At 43.9% G+C, this 22,239-nt stretch carries 20 protein-coding genes, 1 pseudogene and 1 riboswitch; of the genes and pseudogenes, 5 read left to right on the top strand and 16 right to left on the bottom strand.

All coding sequences use genetic code 11. The features are described from left to right. Positions 1–159: 159 nt before the first annotated feature. The gene (locus WR49_RS16710; RefSeq protein WP_082082791.1) at positions 160–804 is read left to right on the top strand and encodes a DUF2057 family protein; all 645 of its coding nucleotides are present in this window, start codon (positions 160–162) and stop codon (positions 802–804) included. Between the two features lie 80 nt (positions 805–884). Here WR49_RS16710 and WR49_RS16705 read toward each other — a convergent pair whose 3' ends face one another. Further along, positions 885–1,883, bottom strand: coding sequence for an adenosine deaminase (locus WR49_RS16705; protein WP_046224754.1), 999 nt, complete (start codon positions 1,881–1,883; stop codon positions 885–887). Positions 1,884–1,972: 89 nt separating this feature from the next. Beyond that, positions 1,973–2,072: riboswitch (purine riboswitch) on the bottom strand. 212 nt (positions 2,073–2,284) lie between these two features. After that, positions 2,285–2,779 (bottom strand): GNAT family N-acetyltransferase, encoded by a 495-nt coding sequence (locus tag WR49_RS16700; protein WP_017058446.1) that lies wholly within the window; start codon positions 2,777–2,779, stop codon positions 2,285–2,287. Positions 2,780–3,290: 511 nt separating this feature from the next. On the opposite strand from WR49_RS16700, the gene WR49_RS16695 reads away from it, so the two are divergent. Then, on the top strand, positions 3,291–3,788 hold the full coding sequence (locus WR49_RS16695; protein ID WP_046224753.1) for a fasciclin domain-containing protein: 498 nt from the start codon (positions 3,291–3,293) through the stop codon (positions 3,786–3,788). 254 nt (positions 3,789–4,042) lie between these two features. Here the strand turns inward: WR49_RS16695 and WR49_RS16690 are convergent, their stop codons facing one another. The 3 genes from WR49_RS16690 to WR49_RS16680 form a co-directional block, all read right to left on the bottom strand. Then, entirely contained in the window at positions 4,043–4,507 is a 465-nt protein-coding gene (locus WR49_RS16690; RefSeq protein ID WP_046224752.1) for a GNAT family N-acetyltransferase, read from the bottom strand. 12 nt (positions 4,508–4,519) lie between these two features. Continuing rightward, positions 4,520–5,023, bottom strand: a complete 504-nt coding sequence (locus WR49_RS16685; protein WP_017058449.1) for a YgjV family protein — start codon at positions 5,021–5,023, stop codon at positions 4,520–4,522. Between the two features lie 148 nt (positions 5,024–5,171). Then, entirely contained in the window at positions 5,172–5,972 is an 801-nt protein-coding gene (locus WR49_RS16680) for a PhzF family phenazine biosynthesis protein (RefSeq protein ID WP_046224751.1), read from the bottom strand. Between the two features lie 273 nt (positions 5,973–6,245). Between WR49_RS16680 and WR49_RS16675 the strand changes: the two genes are divergently transcribed. Together WR49_RS16675 and WR49_RS16670 are read left to right on the top strand one after the other, a co-directional pair. Then, complete coding sequence (locus WR49_RS16675; RefSeq protein ID WP_017058451.1) at positions 6,246–6,470, top strand: PAS factor family protein; 225 nt, start codon at positions 6,246–6,248, stop codon at positions 6,468–6,470. Between the two features lie 294 nt (positions 6,471–6,764). Next, entirely contained in the window at positions 6,765–6,947 is a 183-nt protein-coding gene (locus WR49_RS16670) for a hypothetical protein (RefSeq protein ID WP_017058452.1), read from the top strand. A 105-nt stretch (positions 6,948–7,052) separates the two neighbouring features. Here the strand turns inward: WR49_RS16670 and WR49_RS16665 are convergent, their stop codons facing one another. From WR49_RS16665 to WR49_RS16635, 7 genes and pseudogenes are all read right to left on the bottom strand, one after another. Continuing rightward, on the bottom strand, positions 7,053–8,345 hold the full coding sequence (locus tag WR49_RS16665; protein WP_046224750.1) for an alpha/beta fold hydrolase: 1,293 nt from the start codon (positions 8,343–8,345) through the stop codon (positions 7,053–7,055). 340 nt (positions 8,346–8,685) lie between these two features. After that, positions 8,686–9,423, bottom strand: a complete 738-nt coding sequence (locus WR49_RS16660) for a DUF3726 domain-containing protein (RefSeq protein ID WP_046224749.1) — start codon at positions 9,421–9,423, stop codon at positions 8,686–8,688. Next, positions 9,420–11,224: pseudogene (locus WR49_RS16655) on the bottom strand (hypothetical protein). The gene WR49_RS16660 and the pseudogene WR49_RS16655 overlap by 4 nt, the downstream one beginning before the upstream one ends. 233 nt (positions 11,225–11,457) lie before the next feature. After that, positions 11,458–13,065, bottom strand: a complete 1,608-nt coding sequence (locus WR49_RS16650) for a BCCT family transporter (RefSeq protein WP_046224747.1) — start codon at positions 13,063–13,065, stop codon at positions 11,458–11,460. 229 nt (positions 13,066–13,294) lie between these two features. After that, positions 13,295–14,290, bottom strand: coding sequence for a membrane dipeptidase (locus WR49_RS16645; protein WP_046224746.1), 996 nt, complete (start codon positions 14,288–14,290; stop codon positions 13,295–13,297). Between the two features lie 168 nt (positions 14,291–14,458). Then, positions 14,459–15,919, bottom strand: a complete 1,461-nt coding sequence (locus WR49_RS16640) for an aldehyde dehydrogenase family protein (protein ID WP_046224745.1) — start codon at positions 15,917–15,919, stop codon at positions 14,459–14,461. A 198-nt stretch (positions 15,920–16,117) separates the two neighbouring features. After that, positions 16,118–16,516, bottom strand: coding sequence for a RidA family protein (locus WR49_RS16635; RefSeq protein ID WP_004741170.1), 399 nt, complete (start codon positions 16,514–16,516; stop codon positions 16,118–16,120). 158 nt (positions 16,517–16,674) lie between these two features. Here WR49_RS16635 and WR49_RS16630 point away from each other — a divergent pair, with 158 nt between their 5' ends. Continuing rightward, positions 16,675–17,565 carry a LysR family transcriptional regulator gene (locus WR49_RS16630; RefSeq protein ID WP_017058460.1) on the top strand — a complete coding sequence of 297 codons (891 nt, stop codon included), beginning with the start codon at positions 16,675–16,677 and terminating at the stop codon, positions 17,563–17,565. 231 nt (positions 17,566–17,796) lie between these two features. Here the strand turns inward: WR49_RS16630 and WR49_RS16625 are convergent, their stop codons facing one another. From WR49_RS16625 to WR49_RS16610, 4 genes are all read right to left on the bottom strand, one after another. Further along, positions 17,797–18,345: an RNA-binding S4 domain-containing protein gene (locus WR49_RS16625; protein ID WP_046224744.1), complete on the bottom strand. Its 549-nt coding sequence runs from the start codon at positions 18,343–18,345 to the stop codon at positions 17,797–17,799. A gap of 117 nt (positions 18,346–18,462) precedes the next feature. Further along, positions 18,463–20,085 carry a microcin C ABC transporter ATP-binding protein YejF gene (gene yejF / locus WR49_RS16620; RefSeq protein WP_046224743.1) on the bottom strand — a complete coding sequence of 541 codons (1,623 nt, stop codon included), beginning with the start codon at positions 20,083–20,085 and terminating at the stop codon, positions 18,463–18,465. 9 nt (positions 20,086–20,094) lie between these two features. Next, positions 20,095–21,117 (bottom strand): ABC transporter permease, encoded by a 1,023-nt coding sequence (locus WR49_RS16615; RefSeq protein ID WP_046224742.1) that lies wholly within the window; start codon positions 21,115–21,117, stop codon positions 20,095–20,097. 31 nt (positions 21,118–21,148) lie between these two features. After that, the gene (locus WR49_RS16610) at positions 21,149–22,237 is read right to left on the bottom strand and encodes a microcin C ABC transporter permease YejB (protein ID WP_046224741.1); all 1,089 of its coding nucleotides are present in this window, start codon (positions 22,235–22,237) and stop codon (positions 21,149–21,151) included. Between the last annotated feature and the right edge of the window lie 2 nt (positions 22,238–22,239).

Raw genomic sequence — 22,239 nt, 5'->3', positions numbered from 1 at the left:
AGCGACATTGTATATCGCGTTATTAAGCACGGTTTATGCTTTCAAGTTTTATCCTTACGTTAAGTTTCGGTGAATTTTATCAAATAGAGACAAGGTAACTTGAAATACTTCGCTCTGCATGAGAATGTGATTTATCTAACTATAAACAACTGTATGATTATGAAGACAATCCAAAGCATTGCCCTACTTACAGCTATCGTTGCAACACCTGCAGTATTAGCTGACGTTGAAATTCAAGTTCCATCAAGTGTTGATATTCTAGCGGTCAACGAAGCTAAGCCAGATCTAGATGGCAGCTTATTCTCTTCTCATAAAACGCTCACCGTTCCAGACGGTAAAAACCAGATCGTATTCCAATATCAGCTTGCTTTTGACAAAGGTAACGACCGTGAGTTTGTTGATAGCGATGCTATTATTGCAACCTTCAGTGCTACCGACGCTGCATTGATGTTCGATATGCCTAAATACCATAATACCCGTGAAGCGAAGAAAGGCTTTGAGAACCTAGACTGGAAATTGGTTGATGAGAACCAAAACGTTATCAGTGTTAAGCAAGACAAGTTAATTAAAGACGGCATGCAAATTGGTCGTAAGTTCCCTCAAGAAGCTAAAGAATACAACAAGAAAGGTGGCATTGCGGCACTAGCCATTGGCATGACTACGTCCGTTGCTGCTCAACCAGTTACTCTGCCAGATAAGATAGATACTAACGCTGCGAACACAGCCGAGGAGATGCTCTATTTCTGGTACGAAAAAGCTGACTCTGAAACCAAACAAAAATTCAAAGATTACGTGAACAAGTAGATCGGCTTATCTCTCGTTCAAACTAAAGAAGCTGGCACGATATTATAGCCAGCTTCTTTACCTTCATATATTGCAGAAAGCTATGCGATATAAGCCAACACAACTTCTCTATATTTCTGCTTTAATGACTCTCCAATAAAGCTCGCTTCAATAGCATTCAAGCTAAACTGCGCCAGTTCTTGCTGCGTCATGTCATGAGCTTGGTTCACAGCATTAAAGTTATCCGACATATAACCACCGAAGTACGCAGGATCATCAGAGTTAATGGTGACAGCTACGCCCTTTCTTAACAACTCGACTATGTTGTGGTCTTCCATCGCATCGAAAACGCGTAATTTAGTGTTAGACAGTGGACATACAGTCAGTGGCATCTTGGTTTCAATCAATTCCTCTACCAAGGCCTCGTCAGTCATGCATTGCACACCATGGTCTACTCGGCTAACACCGAGCATTTCAATCGCATCAACAATATTTTGAGCTGGCCCTTCTTCTCCCGCATGAGCTACCGTTAGGAAACCCGCTTGTTTGGCTTTCTGAAATACTCGCTTAAATTTCTCGGGTGGATGCCCTAATTCAGAAGAATCTAATCCAACACCAATGATTTTATCTTGATGCTTGAGAATATCAGCGAACGTTTGAATGGCGTTCTCTTCAGACAGGTGACGCAAGAAGCAGGCAATGATTTGAGAGGTAATTCCTAGTTCTTTTTGACCGTATTCAAGCGCACGGTGAATGCCGTTAATCACGGTATCGAATGCAATGCCACGATCAGTATGTGTTTGAGGATCAAAGAAAATTTCAGTGTGGATAACGTTGTCAGCTTGGCAGCGCTCTAAGTATGCCCATGTTAGATCGTAAAAATCTTGTTCTGTACGCAGAGCATTAGCGCCCTGATAATAAATATCAAGAAATGACTGCAGATCATCAAATTCATAAGCAGCTCTTAATTGCTCTGGAGATGAATAAGGCAGGTCGATGCCATTGCGTTGAGCCAGTTGGAAAAGTAACTCTGGTTCTAATGAACCTTCAATATGTAAATGCAACTCTACTTTTGGAAGCCCTTGAATAAATGCGTTCATATTTCACCTACTATGGATTTTAGGTGTGTACTTACTCTGAATAATAGACAAGATGTTTTTTGAACGCCATTACAAAGAGTAAGAACACTATTGTGATCTAAACCCTTCGTAATCAGCACTTTGCGGGAGCTGGTAGAGACCCCCAAACCATATCATTGGGGTTATACGAAGCAAACTGTTGTAACTATACAGAATTAGATGGGAATTTCACTAACCAATTACTCAGTAAGATTGTGAACTCGACAACCATACTGAATTAATCCAGTTTTCGCTGCGCTATGGTTTGGGATAAATAATAAATAAACCGTTCATTCTATATAAAATCCCCAAACAACAAACGGTTTGGGCTGTCAGTTATCACTATAGGATCCGTCCACTAAAGGTAAACAAATAGCGAGATATTAGAGGTAATCCGGTCGAATTCTCGACATTAATAACATATCGATATATTTCCCGGCTTTGAATGTACTGAGCCTTTTAGTGCCTTCAAATTGAAAACCGACACCTTCATACAAAGCAATTGCGGCGTGGTTATCAGCATGAACCTCAAGTTCAAGGCGCACTAGATTAAGCCAGTTATCCGCCTGATTGATCGCTTCTTGCATTAATGCCTTACCGACCCCTTTGCCGTGGGCATCAGGATGAATCGCGATACCAAGCCCTGCGCAGTGTCTGTCTCTGACCTTCGTAGTCATGAATAAGGTCATATGTCCCACGACTTTACCCGAGACTTCAGCCACCAAAGAAAAATGGTCAGAATGTCCAAACAACCTTTCAACTTGGTCTGAACTAAGGAAAGGCTTTTGTGAAGTATTTTCAGATACTGATGGATAACGATAAATATCGAAAATATCTGAATTGTCCGTGAGTTCAAGGTGTCTAATTTGTATTTCCAAAGCACTTCCTTATTAATTCTTCCTACCTGTAACCTATTTTTCATATTACGGATAGCAACGAGCACCTACAACCTTAAAAGTGGTAAGAACTAAAAATACTTGAACAAATAATGAAGAGAAAGCTAAGCGAATAATGAAAATCACAGTTTGGAATCTGAGTGTAGTTAGAATTTATAGTCGACACCAACAGCTGCTAACACTTACTCGGAGTTATAAAAATCGATATTAGGACCAATCTTGATAACCTATCAAACCACCTTTCGCGTCCACATTGACGCAAATCCCGACAGTAAAACAGGTAAAAAATCATATTCACATCCATTAATTGAGTAATTACTTTCAGCTATACGTAGATAAGTGAAATTATAACAATGATTTAGCAGTGTATTTTTATTCGTATGATGACGTTGGCTATAAAAGGATGTTGATCGAAGGTTCAATAAGTTGATCTATTAAGTTTAAACTTTCGTAATGATTGTCGGAAATACAGACAAACTCAAAGGACGACAATATGTTTAATAACTTAAGTAAGACTCTGTCAGTACTATTTGTAACACTTCTTTTAACCGCTTTTGCTCAAGCTAACCATCATGAAATGAAGAGAGATATCGTTGATGTGGCGGCTGAAAATGGTTCTTTCACCACCTTAGTAGCAGCAGTGAAAGCGGCAGGTTTAGTCGAGACATTGAAAGGCGATGGCCCTTTCACGGTGTTTGCACCAACCGATGAAGCATTCGCGGCACTGCCAGAAGGTACGGTTGATATGTTGTTGAAACCTGAAAATAAGGACAAGTTAGTCGCCGTGCTCACATATCATGTGGTGCCAGGAAAAATAATGGCAACAGAAGTCATGAAGCTTAATAGTGCTGAAACGGTGCAAGGGGAAGCTGTAATGATAGCAATTGACAATGGTAACGTAATGATTAATAAAGCTAAAGTCGCAATGCCAGACGTTGAAGCAAGCAATGGCGTAATCCACGTGATCGATAAAGTGTTACTGCCAAAGTAAGCAAAAGAGATAAACACGAACAATTCTTAGAGGGTGTGATTGGATCACGCCCTTTCATCCTTTACTACAGATTGTTTTTTCGCTACAAACTTTACTCTCACTACAAAGGATGCTTTTGCAACGAAATAAGTAACACTTTCAAATAAAGGTCTGTATCAAGCAAACAGGCGCTCATAGCTTGAACTTTTCGACACTCTTCATCTCTTAATATGAAATAGCATTGGCGATAACCAAACTAAAATCAGATTAGGCTATTAGGTCACTTTCTCCATTACGTAATTTGTCAGCTTAACTCCACGCATGTCGACCTCCTGCTCATTCACCACCGTAAAACCAAAGTGCTCATAGAAAGGCTTGGCGGTAATACTCACCTCAGAGAAAAACCGAGTCACTCCGAGATCTGCACCAATAAAAAACACATGTTCCATTAAAGCTCTTCCTACACCTTTGCCCTGGTATTCATGATGACAGAAAAAATGATCAATCAACCCATTCGGTTGAAGGTCGCTATAACCAACCACAACTCCCTCTAACTCGGCCACGAAGGGTTGTATACGGTGCAAACACTTTTGCCAAAGTTCGGAGTCAAAATAACTTGGTGCCCAAGCCTCGACTTGTTCTTGAGAGTAATCACGAACGTTAATATTACGAACGGTATTAAAGTAAATGTCCCACAGCGCTTTGGCGTCACTCGCTTGATAGTTTCGAATCTTAACCACGACATACTCCTTTTATACCACTGCACTTTTTTTGAAATAAAAACGGTAATAACCCACTAAATTACTGCATATAAACAAGACTTCCATTACCACTGCGGTTGGAGAACCAACCAAATAGTTATGAATTAGCCAAAAGCTGGTTCCTATTATCATCAACTCTCTCAAGCGACGATCGTCTTTATTGAACGCCGCTAAAGTTTGAAAAACTGAAGCCAAACAACTTAATACGCTCACAACCCCAGAATAAGTAAAAACTGTTGCCACTAATGACATAGAACAAAAGAAGTATTTTAATTTAGGTGATGTCGAGAACACACTCGTCAAATAACGTACAGTCGCGATAATCATCAAACTCGCCGCTGTCCATTGCTCAAGAAGAATGAAATGACTCGAAATAAGAACACCAGCGAAAAACAAACACGTAACGATTTTCTTCCTTTCTTTGAACTGAAAAGACAACAAGTCGAAACATATAGCGATGGCGACGAGCACTTGTGAAAGGTAGAAGGCTGACACGGCGATTCCTTAAATAATGACAATGACACTTTAGCTATTTAGTCAATCAAATAGGCATGACTGAAGAATAAGCCCGACTAATAAAAACAGACATTGAAAATAAGAGCAAGTTAGAAAATACAAGCTCATAAGACAACTTGTTTAGAAACTACAACCTCAACATTCCACTGATCACGGTGGTTGCAGTACCTATCAGCTTAATCCGTCCGTTCGTTTGTAACTTCGTAGAAATATAACCACCACGATACGATGCTTGATAAGCGTCAAAACTGCGTTTATTCAACTTCTCTGACCAGTATTGAGTCAGAGCGCAATGTGCCGATCCGGTTACAGGGTCTTCATTAACCCCCACCCATGGAGCAAAGTAACGAGAAACAAAGTCGAGCTCAGGGTTTGACGATAATGCCGTCACAACAACTCCTCGCCCCTTAATGCCTTTCAAGGCATCAAAGTTAGGTGACAAATTCAATAGTACATGCTCATCGACGACTTCTATTAACTGCTTTGAATCAAACTCCCTGAATGATACAACTTGATTCCGTACTAAGCCCAAATGTTCAAGCAACGCTCCGTCGGGATCAGAACTCGATGATAAATCAGTACTAGGGAAATCAAGCTCGATAGAAGACTCACAAACGGTGGCAGCTAACTCTCCAGACAAAGTATTAAACACGACTCGGTCACCTGTTTTCACAAATCGTTGTTCTTTCAATACGTGGACTGTAGCCAAAGTGCCGTGTCCGCATAGTTTCACTTCAACTTCAGGCGTGAACCATCTAAGCGTCATGGTGTTAAGTGCCAGAAAAGCTGTTTCTGACACCGCCATCTCTTCTGCTATTGAAAACATTAATGACTCATCCAAGGACTCCTGTGAAATACAAACCCCTGCAGGGTTTCCTTTAAAAGCTTGGGCTGTGAACGAATCAACCTGATGTATCTCTAACTCCACAATGACTCCTAGTGAGGGCATAGGTTAAATATTGTTTATCACAATAAGCACAAATACTCTCTGCTACAAGTAGCTAACAAAAACTATTGTCCACGTCTTGTTGATTATAGAGAGCCTAATTACACCAGTTTCGGCATTTCAGCCACCAAACGTTTTAACTAACTGATTACATAATACAGTCAATTCACACATAATGAGATCGATATCGCAGAACAAAGATGAGACTGAGTGCATAATCCTCCTTATTTTGTAAAGGTTTACTAAGGACCATCTATGGATACAACAGCTCTCATCTACGATACATTGGAAGGGTTATCGAACGCTGAGCCGCAACAGCACGCTCAAATTCGCCAAAACCTCTATAACCAATTGGATTTATCATTTGAGAAACAGTTAGCCTTGTATTCAAATGTCCTAGGTCCAGCCAGTGCAGGGCGTATTACCGACCTAGAAAGTGCCGCTATTTCTGCAAGTAAAAGCCTTGGTCTGAAAAAGTAAACACTCCGTTATACGGATCGTTTGATACCATCGTTAAAGACGCTGCTTATATGCAGCGTTTTTTATATAAAAACATATTCTATCTTTCACCCTAAGCAAAACTTACAATAACCTTGACCTCTCCACACCGTACCGACCTCCCACAATTACTTGTTACAAATGTATATAACAAATTTATCAAGGTTATCGCCCGATACATTTGGTTAATCTTATGTTTCATATTTAACAGGTGCGTAACCATATCTAAATGACTAATGTTAGTAGCACGTTAACCACACATTAGATGGAAGGCTCATGAGAGTACTTATTGAATATACACAAACTGGCAAATACAGAGACCATGCGTGGGAAGCACTAACCATTCGTTCAAAGGGCGAAATTCAAGCTGTGACTCCCTCTTATGCGGCTCAACTTATCGAACAGAATCGCGCCAGCTTAACGACTACCGAAACTCAAGATATCGTCATCCAGCCCTAATGGTTTTAAAAGCTACCCCTCCTAGTTCTTAATATCTAAGTTCGATGACCTAATAAAAACGCTGCATGGATGCAGCGTTTTCTTGTTTCTGGCCGGGAAAATTGATTATTTGGGCAAATTTTCTAATGTATCAACTATCGTCATTAACTTATCGACAATTCGTTCGCCATCCACTCTCAAACCATTGTGCTCATACTCGTTGGTAACCCACGCTTTCGAGTTTGGAATATTAGCCAGTGTTTCGCGGCTGTAATCCAGTTCTACGTACATGTCATCTGCGTAAACCGCACACGCCATCGGAACCGTATTCTTGCTCAGCTGCTCTGCATTATACAAAGTACCCCAATCCGATTTCTCAGCTAATAGATTGGCAGCTTCGCGTAATGGCTTCAACGTTTCTAGTTGGTCAAACATCCACGGGTAGACCATTTCTCCAGTAAACCAGAACTCACTACCCGATTGGTAGTTGAAGTGTGGATACTGCTCTCGCACTCGGTGTGCAGACCAGTTAGACGCTGTACCTTGACAGTAAATCGATTCATGTAAGATTGCGTAAATTGGGTTAGTTAAATAACCCTGCTCTTGTTGCATTTGATTTAGGAAGCTGTAGCTCAACTGCTTGTTACCATTCACTTCAACAAAGGCACTCTCTAGCGTGAAATACATCGGCAGGTTCGCTTCACCGCCACCAAGGTTAATGCCAATAAGTTGGAATTGCTCAACCGTGAACTCCTGACCGTTTGGCAGTCTCACATCGTTGTTAAGCAGGTAATCAGAGATCTCACGACACATCGCTTGCGCTTGTGGGAACTGAGCAAAGAAGGCTCTGTTTTTGTCTTCGACACGCTTATAAGTCGCACGATAAACATCGTCAGCTTCTCGTTCAATAGAAGGAATGCCGCCCGTCACATAGCAGCGCTGTAGGCTTTGAGGGAACAGTGACAAATAGCTCAGTGTACAGAAGCCACCAAAGCTTTGACCAATCGTCGACCATTGTTTAATACCGAACTGTTCACGAATCGCTTCCGCGTCTCGAATGATATTGTCTGCTCTGAAATGCGTTAAGTATTCAGCTTGTTGTTCTGGAGACAAATGCGCCAAGGTTTCATGGCTAATAACCGTGCTGTTGCCAGTACCACGTTGGTCCAGAAGCAGAACACGATAGTTTTGTAATGCACGCTTTAGCCAACCTGATTGACCGCTCACTCGTGGAGATGGAAAGCCTGGACCGCCCTGAAAGTAGATAAGCCACGGCAGTTCTTGCGAATCTTTAGCGAGATCAACTAGCTCACGTGCGAAGACTTGGATCTGTTGTCCATCTTTGGCTTGGTAATCGAGTGGCAACTCAAAAGAGTGCTGACGATACAGGGTGGTTCCATCAATAAAGTTAGCTTGCACGCTTCATTCCTTTTTATCTGATTCTAAAGTCATCGGTACGAATAAAACCGGCGCCCTTTGGCACCTTTCTTAGCAAGATACGCATACTAGCTTGTAAATGAAACCGTTTGTTGAACCTGAATGTGAAGGTACTTCATTAAATCGCCAAATTAGCTTTATACGCGTAACAACTTGTTTCAAAACAGAAGGTTTAAGGGGGGCTCAATTGAGAGGAAGAATGAAAACGGGAGACAAATAAAAAGAGCTTAACGAGGTGAGGATACGTTAAGCTCTTTGGTTTTATCTGTTATAGCGTGTGTTATCAATAATGCTATCGATTCACTAAGCACTAAGCACTAAATTATGAAGTTGTTAGCTCACCTGCACCTTGAATCGAACGTTGGCTGCTTTCGACAAGAATGGCCGTTGCGGTTTCTTTTAACGCGCCCCACTCTGCCTCATCAACTTCAATGCCATCGTTCCACGCTTTCTCTTGAGTTTTAAAAAGCGCTTCCGACTCAATGTGTGTTTGGTAGCCAACTGACAAACGTTCGATATCGAAATCCTGGACGGAAAGTTCGATGGTCATATTGTGGATATGTTCGTCCGATGTCAGTGGCGAATCTGATAAAAACAGTTCTGGAGCAACACAACCACGGTTAAGCACATACAAGGTGCTCTTAGGGTTTGAGCCATTTTCCCAACGTGCGGTACACGCGATGCCTTTCGCTGCGAGTTTTACAAGCTCACTGTACGCTAACCAGCGGTTATGGCAGTTGTTTAGCTCAATTTTCAGCGTCTTCTTGCCCACCATTTTTTCAATCGCGTAATCCATCACCACAGGAAGATGACACGCCAAACTCGCTTTGTGCAGGTCCACTTCAACGGTGTTGTCGCTACGCACTTGAATGTCCACGGGGCAATCGTCTTCTAGACCAATAAAGTTGCTTGCATTGTTAAAGTGACGAATACCATCCAAACCCACCACTTGTAAATCTGCCACCATGTTCGCTATCACATCAGCTTCACCACATGTACGACGCATACCTAAAAAGGCTTTATTGACGGCCGCTACCAGTTCATTGTGAGAAACGATCATAACGATTTACCTCCATGTTGAGCGTTGATATGTGTAGTAGCTTTTTGTGAGTCAGCGAGCTCTGCTTCACTTGGTAAGACTGGGAACACCCATTCGTCCTGATGAATTTCATCAAGCAATGGCGCTCCTTGGAAAAACGTCACTCGTACCCAACGATCTGAGCGAGGATCAAACTTAGTCGCACCAAACATCGCAAGCTTACAACGCAGTAAGTGCATTGGCGGCGAATCTTGATGAAGCACATTCATTTGAATGTCGCCCATCGCTTTGTTACCCAACGTCCACACACGGCGCGCAATCGCACGATGCTGCGGCTGCTTAACCAGGAACTCAGCCAATGAAAGCTCTGGCGCGAATTGTAATAAAGCATGGTACAAACGGTAAGCTTGGCGGCCGATATCTAACGGCAATTCACGCTCTTCACCCAGCTCTTCACCTCGAACACCGAGTCTTGGCTCTTCTTTGTCTTGAGAGCGATACCAGAACCAGTAGTTGTTCTCTGCTTTCGTGAAGTCGGTGGTGATCGCCCAACGGTACTTTTCTTCTAACACAGCCAATAGGTCTTGGATCTTTTTACCACTAGGAAGCGACAATGTTTCGCTACAATTCATTTGCTCTTGATGGGCGTCCACTAATTCTGGGTACAATTCCATCAAGCATGAGATAAGGATTTCTTGGGCTTCCATACTCATGCGCTTAGATTGCTCGACTAGCTGCGCCCATGTCTCACACAGACTGACAGACGTTTCTAGCGATTGTTCTATTTCTTTCAAATCATCAACAGCAGCTTTGTTCAGCTCTTGCTGTGTTTCATTGATGGTAACGACTTGCTCTAAATGACAAATCGCTTTTTTAACTAAGGTACGTAGTGGCTCGATCAACGCCGTATCAGTCTGACTCGCCAATACTGCAGCCAATGCTTGTTCACGGGTTGTCATCCATTGATCGACAATCCTTGGGTGGTTAATAAGGTATGGCGCCATGCCTAAACCTGTCGCATTGCCAACACCAAGGTAACGTTGTAACCCTCTATGCAAGGCAATTGCTTGTCCGCCGCCTTGCTGCTCAGCTAGGTAATGAACCCAATCTAGGCTGAACTCGCGTAGCATATAAACCGCACACATTTGAACACTGAACGACTGGTTAAAATCTGGATTGTTTTCCAATATTCTAAAATCAGCAATACCAAATTTTCCATTACCATATACCGCAGTCGTTCGTAGGATGTAGCCCACTTCAGCTAGCTCTTTCGGCGTTGGCTGGACACCTTTAGCCAAATGACTAACAATATGTTCAAACACACGCACACTTTTGTTGGCACGCGCTAAAACAAGCACATTGTTAGAGTTACGACCTGCTTCTTGAAGCGGTACATTCGCACGAAGTCTTTCAAGTAGGGTGACATCAACATCACCAAGAACAAGCGCAAACGTTACGTCCCACTTTTCAGCAATTACGCGGTCATTTCGTTCGTCGTCTGCAATTTCATCACAAAAAACAACCAAATGATAAACATGATTTGGCGTCGCTAGCTTATAGATAACGTGACCAAAACCTTGAGCGTCTAATTGCCACTCATGCTTAGTCACTTTCCATTGCTGTTGCGCCATTTTACGAATCAGAGTTCTTACGAAGCTGATACGTGTTTGGTGCATAGCACCCAGTCTTTCCGGTGCCATGACGACGGTTGCGTCACGTAGTGCTGATTCAGTGTAGGTAGAACGATGTGCATCCATTTTGCTCACCACCTTTGTAGTTATAAGGGACTTGCTAGCCATTCAGAACTGGACGTTGCCGTCATTTAAAGCACTTGTTATTAACAGTATGCTGGTTAGCTTCCACGTTTTTGATAGTTATTGAAGCAAGCGAACTCGCCCATTATTATTTGTTCTCACTAAGCCTCTTCACCTAAATAATGCCGTCCGATGTATCTTCACCAGTACGGTTTTCCTCTTCCTTTCGGAATCTTGTGTCAGCCTTCTTTCAAAGGCTGATTTGTTCTTATTTCATCAATTTCTTACAGCGTCTTCTCTTTTATAAACCTTGTTCTTTCGCCATCTTGATTGCGATTTGAGGCGCATTCCAAAGCGATGGTAATAAGATAAAGGACACCGGTACCGCAGTGATAACAATGAAGGATTGCAGCGCTGAAATACCGCCAGAGCCTAGGGAAATAAGAATTAACGCTGTTACCCCCATCATCACACCCCAGAAGGTACGAATAATTGCATTCGGTTCTGTCTCACCACTGATAACTACACTGATGGTGTAAGTCATTGAGTCACCGGTCGTTACGATGAAGATCGTGGTTAAGATCAAGAACAGAATTGAGATAAGCATTGGCATTGGTAGTTGCTGAGTGACCGCCAGTAGCGCGCCTGGTAAGTTAAAGCCTTCAAACGCTTTACTTACACTGCCTGGATCTGCGATTTCGAACGCAAGACCAGAGCCGCCAACAATCGTGAACCAAAAGCAAGTAACAAACGGTGCGATAAGACTAATGGTTGATACTAATTGGCGAATACTACGACCGCGAGAAATACGAGCAATAAAGATTGCCATCATTGGGCCGTAACCTAAGAACCAACCCCAGAAGAACACGGTCCACCAGCTCAACCAACCTTCGTCACCACGATATGTTGCCATTGGAATGAAGTTGTCAATCATGCTGCCTACACCTTGAATATAGCCATTGAAGATGAAGTTTGTTGGACCAAAAATCAGGATATAGACCATCAATGCCATCGCCAAAATTACGTTGTAACGGCTTAGCATTTGCATTCCGCGGTTAAGACCACTTAATGCCGACAATGTGTACAGAACGATCGCAAACAAGATGATGATCAGTTGGGTCGTAAAACCGTCTGGAATACCAAATAATTCGTTCAGTGCGTAGCTCACTTGCAAGCCCAAGAACCCGATAGGACCAATGGTGCCCGCCGCTACTGCGACAATACAACATGCATCAATCAATGCGCCTGTATGGCCTTGCAGTGCTCTTTCGCCTAATACAGGGTAAAGCAGAATACGAGGTTTAAGCGGCAAGCCTTTGTCGTAGTGAAGGTGCATAACCACAATCGAGGTCAAACTACCCACAATGGCCCATGCTAAGAATCCCCAGTGCATAAACGATTGTGATAACGCATTCACCGCGCCTTGCTGTGCATTGTCTTGCGCGCCATACAATGGTGGTGGGCTAACGTAATGTGCAATCGGCTCTGCTGCAGCCCAAAATACACCGCCACCAGCCAGTAGCGTACAGAAGATGATCGCCATCCAACGGAAGCCGTCCATTTCAGGTTTAGCGATGCCACCTAGGATAACCTTGCCTGTTCGCCCTGCCGCCAGGCCAAGACCAATAAGAAAAGTCAGAAGAAGAAGCATTTGCCAGTAAGGACCGAACACTTTTACAGACCATGCAAAGCCCGTATTTACTAGGCTTGATAACAACTCCTCATCAAACAAAGCAAGTGCCACGAACAGAGCGATAAAACCGCCGCTGTACCAAAGTGCTGGGTTGGTTAGCCCTAATTTGTCTGACGTAGATTCAGACTGGTTTGTGTTGCTGTTTGTATTACTTGCTGTGTGTGCTTGACCCGCATTTAAGCTTGAAGATTTCACGCTATTGGTTAAATCAGACATACTCTGACTCCAGAGGTTTCTTTGCAGCTGTCATTTGAATGATGACTACAAGGGTGTATTTAACACCTGCCCTATTGTTTTTTGTGTTGGGCAGGCTAATCCATGTTTGGGTTACCGCGTTGCGAAATAGACCGTTGTTCCTTTTGAATAGTGAAATTGGTTAAGCAGCACTTGCTCATTGAACGTTTGTTAGAAGGCTGCCTTTTAGATGATGACTAGCGAGAAACGCTTAAGCCTTGCTTTGCGGCTCTAGGCTATCTTTCAAGAAGTTAAACCAGTTTTCTCCCAAGACTTGCCCAGCTTCAGACTCGCTGAAACCATGACGCATCAATCCGTTATATATATTTTCCATACCCGCACTACCGCAGAACCAAGGCAACGCATCTGGCCAACCTGAGTTGTTTGCAGAGCCTTCACCGTAGTCCATTGCTTTAGACCAACGACCATTTCTCATCCATTCAAGAACAGCTTGAGGTTGGTTTAAGCATAGGTCACTACCAATACCTAGGTGTTCTACGCCGACCATGTCAGCGGTAGTCGCGACCATCTGGCAGAAGTCTTCCAACGTACATTGGCTGCCGTTTGGTAGGTGGAATGGGTATAAGCTGAATCCGATTAAACCACCGCGTGCGGTTAGGGCTTTAATCACATCGTTTGATTTGTTTCGTAGCGCATCATGAGCGAACGTCGGATTCGCATGGCTGATACAAATAGGACGAGAAGACAGGTCAATTGCTTCAAGTGTTGAGCGTTCGGCACTGTGAGACATATCGATGATCATGCCCACTCGGTTCATCTCTTCGATGGCTTGCTTACCAAATCGAGTAATACCCGTATCGTTCTTCTCGTAACAACCCGTCGCCAATAAGCTCTGGTTGTTGTAAGTAAGCTGCATGATCAAAAGACCTTGCTTGCGCATCACTTCGATAAGACCAATCTCATCATCGATTGGAGAACAGTTTTGAGCACCAAGGAAAATGCCGACTTTGCCGGTCGCTTTTGCAGTTTCAACATCAGCCATTGAATGAATCGGCATGATAATGTCTGCATTCTGCTCGAATCTTAAGTTCCACTCTGCAAAGCGAGATAAGGTTTCACGAGCTGTCTCGTGGTAAACCGCGGTAGCGTGAACTGCTGTAATGCCGCTCGCCTTTAGTGTTTGGAAGTATTCTCTGTTCCAATTGCAGTATTGCAATCCATCTATAACAATCCGTTGCTGGTACATAACCACTCCTATTGAAAGCTCAGTGTTCTAGCTCGGTTTTGAAAACACGCTCAAATAACATGTTTTCAAAAATGGGTTAAATCACGTCTCTAATTTCATTTGCTGTGTTGGGTTTGGGTGTTGGCCTGACTCTATGAATCAGGCCAATTCTTATCAATAGAGAGCTGACTAGTAAGGACGCTGGTAAGCCGTCTTCACTACTGTGTAGAACTCTTTCGCGTATTGACCTTGCTCACGAGGACCGAAGCTAGACTCTTTACGGCCACCAAACGGTACGTGGTAATCAGTGCCTGCTGTTGGTAGGTTCACCATCACACAACCTGTTTGCGCTTGTTGCTTGAACATTGCGCTCGTACGTAGGCTTTGAGTAATGATGCCGCCCGTTAGACCAAAGCGAGTATCGTTGGTTGTCGCAATCGCTTCTTCTAAGTCAGCCACACGAATCACGCTAGCCATTGGCGCAAACACTTCTTCTTGGTTCACTTCCCAATCGTTCTTCGTGTTCAAGAACAGCGTTGGAGACATGTAGAAACCTTCGTGTTTCATGCTCAAGCGTTCGCCACCGAATGCCAGCTCACCGCCGCTTTGACGTGCTTTCTCAACCCAACCTAGGTTTGCTTCAAGTTGGTTGCCATCAACTACCGGGCCCATGAACACGCCTTCTTCCAGTGCGTGACCCACTTTTAGCTCGCTCATACGTTTGATTAGTGCTTCAACGTATTGGTCGTGAATGCCATCCATAACCACTAAACGAGAAGATGCTGTACATTTTTGACCTGCGCCAGAGAACGAACCTGCAATCGTTGCATCAACCGCTGTTTGAATATCAGCATCGTCTGCAACCACTAGTGCGTTCTTGCTGCCCATCTCTAGTTGGCAACGAACGAAGTTTGGCGCTGTAGCAGCGGCAACCTTACGACCCGTATCAACCGAACCGGTAAAGCTCACACCGTTCACTTCTTTAGAGTTGATCAGTGCATCACCCACTGTTGAACCGCTACCCAGAACAAGGTTGAACGTGCCTGCTGGGATACCTTGGCGGTGGATAATTTCAGTAAGCGCAACCGCACTTGCTGGTGTTAGGTTTGCTGGTTTCCAGATAACGCTGTTACCGAAAGCAAGCGCAGGAGCGATTTTCCAAGCCGCTGTTGCTGTCGGGAAGTTCCAAGGAGAGATGATGCCAATAACACCAACAGCTTCACGAGTCACTTCAACAGAAACGCCTGGGCGAACTGATTCTGCGTTGTCGCCAATTTGGCGAAGCACTTCAGCCGCGAAGTATTGGAAAAACTGACCTGCACGGTAAATTTCGCCGCGACCTTCAGCAAAAGGCTTGCCTTCTTCACGAGAAAGCAACGTACCTAGCTCATCGCAACGTGCAATCAGCTCATCACCAATCGCTTGAAGTACTGCTTGCTTACGTTCAATTGGCGTTTTTTCCCACTCTGGTTGAGCGTGCTTTGCCGCTGAAATCGCTTGTTGAACTTGTTCAGCACTTGCTTGTGCAAAGTTACCGATGTTTTCAGAAATATCTGATGGGTTAATGTTCGTAACGGTGCTTACACCCGCTTGCCATTCGCCGCCAATGTAAAGTGCGTTTTCTGCTTGAACATTCTGTAATTGAGTCATCATTCTGTCCTTGTAACGGTTTGGTCGCGGTTGAGCCTGGCAACCATCTGGTTAATTAATAAACTGTTAATATTCAGGTAATTAATTGCTAAAATAAGTCGTATATTTTGTATCTAAAGTGAACCCGTTCGCTTGTATCAATAAACCGCTTTAATTCAAAGAGTATTGAACCGCAAATAGCCTTAGTTCACAGTCGAATTATTCAGGTTGAGACGCCGATGCATAAACCACGAACTCGACCAGCATCTCTTCTCTTGCTAACCCTGCAACGACGACCGCAGCACGGTTTGGATAAGGTGCATTGAAGTATTCTCCGTATACGCTGTTTACCGTTTTTAGGTATTCACGGTCTGTCACGTAAATCAGAACTTGCAGCACTGAATCCATAGATTCGCCTGCACACTCCAACGTATGAACAAGGTTGTTAAAAGTCTGTCGCGTTTGCGCTTCAATACCGCCCTCTACGACTGCGCCCGTTTCATCAATTGGAATCTGCGCGGTGTATAGAGTACCGTTATTTACGATCGCCCACTCTAGTGGTGCTTTTGAAGCAAAAAGAGCGGTTTTTACTGGGTGTTTTTTAGTTTGTGCGTTCACGATTCCATCCAACTTTGTAACAACTATGTTTCAAGATGGTTAAATACTGCACCTTGACGAATGATAAATCTAACGGTAAATTTTGTGCATTTGATAAGTAAAACCTATCACCTGCCAAAAAAGTCAGGTATAGCAAGGGCTAGAGAAGGATCAGTGCCATGAGTATTAAGCTACAACAGTTAAAACATTTTGTTTTAGTGGTCGAAGAAGGCGGATTTCGAGCAGCATCTCACCGAGCAAATCGATCGCAAGCGGCACTTTCTACATCAATAAAAGAGCTAGAAAAAATACTCGGCCAACCACTGTTTGAAACAGGCAACAAATCCACACTGACTCCTTTCGGGGAAATATGCCTTCCAAAAGTCATTCAGTTTCTTAATGTTTACAATGCGTTAGACAATGACTTACGTGCCGCCGCCGCAGGACAACAAGGAAGAGTACGAATAGCGAGCGTGCCATCGGTAGCGGCAAAATTAATCCCTAGTGTTTTAGGGGCTTTTTGTGAACAGTACCCGAATGTTGAGGTAAGCTTGATTGATGACAATGCGGCTGGTGTGGAAGCAAGATTACTCTCTGGGGAAGTGGATGTTGCCCTCGGAAATATCTCCCATTTAGAAGAAGAGAGCATCGATTTCACGCCATTGCTCTCCGATCCTATTGGTGTGGTCTGCCTCAGAGACAACCCTATCGCCTCTCAGTTCGAGGGAATAGAATGGCAAACTTTGTTAAAACAACCGTTCATTCGCAACGGGACATGTACCCTACTTGACCCAACACCCGCACGAATGCTCAGTGAACAAGCGCTCTATTCCGTGGAGAACATCACTTCGCTGTTTTCTGTATTAGAACTTGGGATAGGCTTAACCACGCTGCCAAAGCTGGCCTTCCCAACCAATGAGACCCGATTAATCTGGATTCCGTTGATTGACCCGCCCTTGCAACGACAAATCGGCATATTTAGATTGGCCGACCGTACGATCTCACCGCAAGCTCAGGCCTTTCATGATCTGTGTATCCAATACCTCAGCTATGAAGACAACAAAGCGTAACTCATTAAATACATGATTGGTCAGAATTAGAAACTTTCACGCAGTTCAACGGCTCGTTGGTGCTAGACATACACATAGCTTTTTTCAAGCAAGCCTTAACCCCAGGCCATAGGTTAAGTTTAGTGGATCAAAAAAAGCTCACTAAATAGCGAGCCTTTTGATATCTGCTTAAGTAAAACCTAGGTCAAACCTTGCTTAGGTTTAAAAAGAGTAGCAGTTTAGAACTATAACTTAGAAGAATTCAATCGAATTACGGCCGCTTTTATCATCACGTTGTGGCTTTAGCGTGTCCGCTTTCTTTTTCGGTCTGTTTTCTTTCTTCTTCTCTTTTTTCTCTTTCTTAGGTTCAGCTTTAGCACTTAGCGTATCTGCAGTGCTCCGCTGCGATTCTTTCTTGCTTGAACCCTTTTTAGACTGACCTTTCTTCGTCTTGTTGTTTTGTTGCGGCGCTTCTTTCTTTTTCGGTTTTTCTGATTCTTCTTGTACTGGCTGATCACACACCACTACATAGTATTCTTGATTGAATTCAAAGAAGTCGCCATCGTACATTTTACGACGCTTACGCGTTTCTAGCTCACCATTTACCGCTACGTAGCCTTCAGAAATGATGTGTTTAGCCTCACCGCCACCGCTTACTAGGTTAGCGATCTTAAACGCTTTGTAGAGCTCGATTGGCTGAAAAGAAACATCGATACCAATGGCTTCGATTTCAATCTCTTCGCCTTCTTCACCGTGATCGTAACCTTCGTAATCAGCGTCTTCGTAATGTTCTTGGTCCATGGTGACCTCTACCTAAATATGTACTTCTGAAATATTGGGCGCAGTGTAATCTTAAAACAACGAAATGACCATGTTGAATTGATCAGGTCATTATTTGTTTTAATGCTGTCACCTCCGTTATAACGTCCCACCAACATTTGAAAGACTCACAAGCTGCTTGGTGTATTCATGTTGCGGATTTCCGAACAAAGTCTCAGTGTCGCCCTTCTCTATTACCTCGCCAGCTTTCATTACAATGGTGTAATGACACAAGGATTTCACGACATTCAAATCATGACTGATAAACAAATAGGTCAGACCGTACTTTTCTTGAAGTGACTTGAGTAGATCTAACACTTGCGCTTGTACCGTTCTGTCTAATGACGATGTTGGTTCATCGAGCAAGATAAACTCTGGCTTAAGAATAAGAGCTCGTGCAATGGCGATACGCTGCCTTTGTCCGCCAGAAAATTCGTTGGGGTAGCGGTGACGAGTTTCTGGGTCTAAGTCGACCTCTTTCATTACGTCACAGATACGTTGGTCGAGTTCAGTGTCATCCAGTTGTTGATGAACCAATAGACCTTCACCAATCACTTGCGCAACCGACATTCTTGGATTCAATGCAGAAAACGGGTCTTGAAAGACCACTTGCATGCGGCTTCTAAACGGAAGCATTTGTTGGCGGTTTAAGCCTTGAATTTGCTCATCAGCGTAGGTAATTGAACCTTCACTTTGCACCAATTTGAGTATCGCCATACCGGTTGTCGATTTACCAGAGCCACTTTCGCCAACTAAACCGATTGAGTGCCCTTTCTTTAAAGTAAACTCCATGTCTGTTACGGCTTTGACATGAGAAATGGTACGCTTGAATAAACCGCCCGTAATCGGGAACCAAACACGAAGTTGATTAACATCGAGCAGAGGTTCACTTTCCGGAGACACTGGAACGGGCAAACCTTTCGGGTCAGAGTTGATAAGCTTTTGTGTGTAAGGGTGAGCTGGTGCATTAAAGAGTGTTTGGCAGTCGTTGCTTTCAACCAAGCGACCATCTTTCATTACCGCCACTCTGTCGGCAATTTTACGAACGATACTCAAATCATGTGTGATAAAGAGCATCGCCATACCCAGCTCTTGTTGCAGATCTTTTAACAGGTCGAGAATCTGCGCTTGTACTGATACATCCAAAGCCGTTGTCGGCTCATCAGCAATAAGCAGTTCTGGTTCGTTGATCAGTGCCATCGCAATCATCACACGCTGACGCTCTCCACCTGACAGCTCGTGCGGATACGCGGATATCTTCTGCTCTGGGTAACGAATACCCACCTTTGAAAGCCACTCTATCGCCAAGGCTTGCGCTTTATTGGTTCGCATTCCTCGGTGAATAGAAAGAGTTTCAACCAGCTGCTTACCGACTCGATGAAGTGGGTTCAACGACACCATAGGCTCTTGGAAGATCATGCCGATGCGACCACCACGAATCCCGCGCAATTGCCTTTCAGAGCAACTCAGGATATCGGTACCTGAGAAATTAATCTTACCGTTTAAGTAGTGCGATGAGCCTTTAGGCAGCAGTTTTAACACTGAATTAGCCGTAACTGATTTGCCAGAACCACTCTCTCCTACCAGAGCAAGTGTTTCACCTTTGTATATCTCCAACGAGACATCATGAGTTACTTGTTCTATCGAATCTTTTCGCCCGAAACCGACCGACAATTTGTCGATGGTCAAAACTGGAGAAGCAGGCGTTGTATTTGAAGTCATAACCTATCCTTACTTCTGTTGATGTGGGTCGAAAGCATCACGCACCGCTTCACCAACGAAGACCAGTAGCGTCAGCATCAGTGAAAGCACGACGAAAGCAGAAATGCCAAGCCAAGGCGCTTGTAAGTTAGCTTTACCTTGCGCCAATAGCTCACCTAACGAAGGCGAGCCCGCAGGAAGACCAAAGCCTAAGAAATCTAATGAGGTTAACGTAGTGACCGAGCCTGAGAGGATAAACGGCATCATGGTTAACGACGCCACCATCGCATTGGGTAGCATGTGACGAAGCATAATGCGTTTGTCACCCACGCCCATGGCCTGCGCGGCTCTTACGTAATCAAAGTTTCGGCAACGTAAGAATTCAGCTCGAACAATCCCAACCAAGCTCATCCAACTGAATAGCACCATAATTCCGAGCAGCCACCAGAAGTTCGGCTCTATAAAACTCGACAAAATGATCAACAAGAACAGGGTCGGCATACCAGACCACACTTCAATGAAGCGCTGCCCAAACAAGTCGACCCAGCCACCGTAATAACCTTGTGTCGCCCCGACTACGACGCCGACCACACTCGATACGATCGTCAGAATAAAACCAAATAGAACGGAAATACGGAACCCATAAATGATGCGAGCTAGCACATCGCGCCCTTTATCATCGGTTCCTAGCCAGTTCACTGAATCTGGCTCCGATGGCACCGCGCCTGAAATATCGAAGTTTATCGTATCGTAGCTAAAAGGAATGATTGGCCACACGATGTAGCCGCTGTCTTCAATGAGCTCAATAACATACGGGTCTTTGTAATCCGCTTCGGTTTCAAACTCGCCACCAAATTCGGTCTCGGCATATTCATTAATGACAGGCACAAACCACTGATTATCATAAGAAACCAAGAGTGGCTTGTCGTTGGCGATGATCTCTGCGAACAGACTCAGTCCAAACAGAATGGTAAATATCCAAAGGGAGATAAAACCACGCTTGTTTGCTTTAAAACGCAACCAACGAGCTTCAGCTAAAGGGTTGTTAAACATTTATTATCAATACCTTTTTATTCATTCGCCATTAACGCGCTTCAAAATCAATTCGAGGATCAACCCAGGTATACGTCAGGTCGGAGATAATGCTCAGTACCAAGCCGAGCAAGGTCATGATATAGAGAGAGCTGAACACCACTGGGTAATCTCGCTGAATGGTCGACTCAAAGCCAAGCAGACCGATACCTTCAAGTGAAAACATCACTTCAATCAACATAGAACCCGTGAAGAAAATACTAATAAATGCGCTAGGGAAACCCGCAATAATGATCAACATAGCGTTACGGAACACGTGCTTGTAGAGAATACTGCTCTCGTCCAAACCTTTTGCTCGCGCTGTCACCACATATTGCTTGTTGATTTCATCAAGGAAAGAGTTTTTGGTCAGCATGCTGAGCGTGGCAAAGCCGCCAATGACCATTGCAAAAATAGGCAACGCCAAGTGCCAGAAGTAGTCGCCAATTTGCTGATACCAATTGAGCTGGTCGAAGTTACTCGACACGAGTCCACGCAATGGGAACCAACTGAAGTAGTTACCACTCGCGAACAAAATAATCAGGATAATCGCAAACAAGAAGCCCGGAACAGCATAGCCGACAATCACCACCGCACTCGACCAAATATCAAACCGAGAACCGTGATGTATCGCCTTCATGATGCCTAAAGGTATCGAAATCACATAAATGATTAAGGTACTCCATAACCCTAAGGAGATGGAAACAGGCAGTCGCTCGATGATCAAATCAATAACGTTGCCGCCCTTAAACAAGCTTTCACCAAAGTTAAAGCTCGCGTAATTTTTCAACATTTCAAAGTAGCGAACATGAATCGGCTTATCAAAACCAAACTGCTTTTTGATTTCTTCAACCACTTCCGGATCAAGCCCACGAGAACCTTTATAGCCACTGGCAGACGCTTGGTCACTTTCGCTTAAATCAACTTCTTGTCCACCACCAGAAAAGCGCTCCATGATGCCGGAGTTATGCCCTTCTAATTGAGCAACAGCTTGCTCTACCGGACCTCCGGGCGCAATCTGGATAATGAAAAAGTTGATGGTGATGATCGCCCACAGCGTGGGGATCACCAACAGTAAACGCCGAAATATATACGCGGCCATGC

It is taken from the genome of Vibrio sp. ECSMB14106 (genome assembly GCF_000972265.1).
Taxonomy (GTDB): Bacteria; Pseudomonadota; Gammaproteobacteria; order Enterobacterales; family Vibrionaceae; genus Vibrio; species Vibrio kanaloae.
Note: the sequence above shows the minus strand (reverse complement) of the source record. Positions and strands in the feature narration are given on the sequence as shown.

Excerpts from the sequence above, each read along its gene's own strand:
- WR49_RS16625 (WP_046224744.1), bottom strand. The coding sequence starts at position 18,345 with ATGGACCAAGAACATTACGAAGACGCTGATTACGAAGGTTACGATCAC.
- WR49_RS16670 (WP_017058452.1), top strand. The coding sequence starts at position 6,765 with ATGAGAGTACTTATTGAATATACACAAACTGGCAAATACAGAGACCAT.
- yejF (WP_046224743.1), bottom strand. The coding sequence starts at position 20,085 with ATGACTTCAAATACAACGCCTGCTTCTCCAGTTTTGACCATCGACAAA.
- WR49_RS16705 (WP_046224754.1), bottom strand. The coding sequence starts at position 1,883 with ATGAACGCATTTATTCAAGGGCTTCCAAAAGTAGAGTTGCATTTACAT.
- WR49_RS16610 (WP_046224741.1), bottom strand. The coding sequence starts at position 22,237 with ATGGCCGCGTATATATTTCGGCGTTTACTGTTGGTGATCCCCACGCTG.
- WR49_RS16615 (WP_046224742.1), bottom strand. The coding sequence starts at position 21,117 with ATGTTTAACAACCCTTTAGCTGAAGCTCGTTGGTTGCGTTTTAAAGCA.
- WR49_RS16645 (WP_046224746.1), bottom strand. The coding sequence starts at position 14,290 with ATGTACCAGCAACGGATTGTTATAGATGGATTGCAATACTGCAATTGG.
- WR49_RS16650 (WP_046224747.1), bottom strand. The coding sequence starts at position 13,065 with ATGTCTGATTTAACCAATAGCGTGAAATCTTCAAGCTTAAATGCGGGT.
- WR49_RS16640 (WP_046224745.1), bottom strand. The coding sequence starts at position 15,919 with ATGACTCAATTACAGAATGTTCAAGCAGAAAACGCACTTTACATTGGC.
- WR49_RS16660 (WP_046224749.1), bottom strand. The coding sequence starts at position 9,423 with ATGATCGTTTCTCACAATGAACTGGTAGCGGCCGTCAATAAAGCCTTT.
- WR49_RS16710 (WP_082082791.1), top strand. The coding sequence starts at position 160 with ATGAAGACAATCCAAAGCATTGCCCTACTTACAGCTATCGTTGCAACA.
- WR49_RS16630 (WP_017058460.1), top strand. The coding sequence starts at position 16,675 with ATGAGTATTAAGCTACAACAGTTAAAACATTTTGTTTTAGTGGTCGAA.
- WR49_RS16695 (WP_046224753.1), top strand. The coding sequence starts at position 3,291 with ATGTTTAATAACTTAAGTAAGACTCTGTCAGTACTATTTGTAACACTT.
- WR49_RS16675 (WP_017058451.1), top strand. The coding sequence starts at position 6,246 with ATGGATACAACAGCTCTCATCTACGATACATTGGAAGGGTTATCGAAC.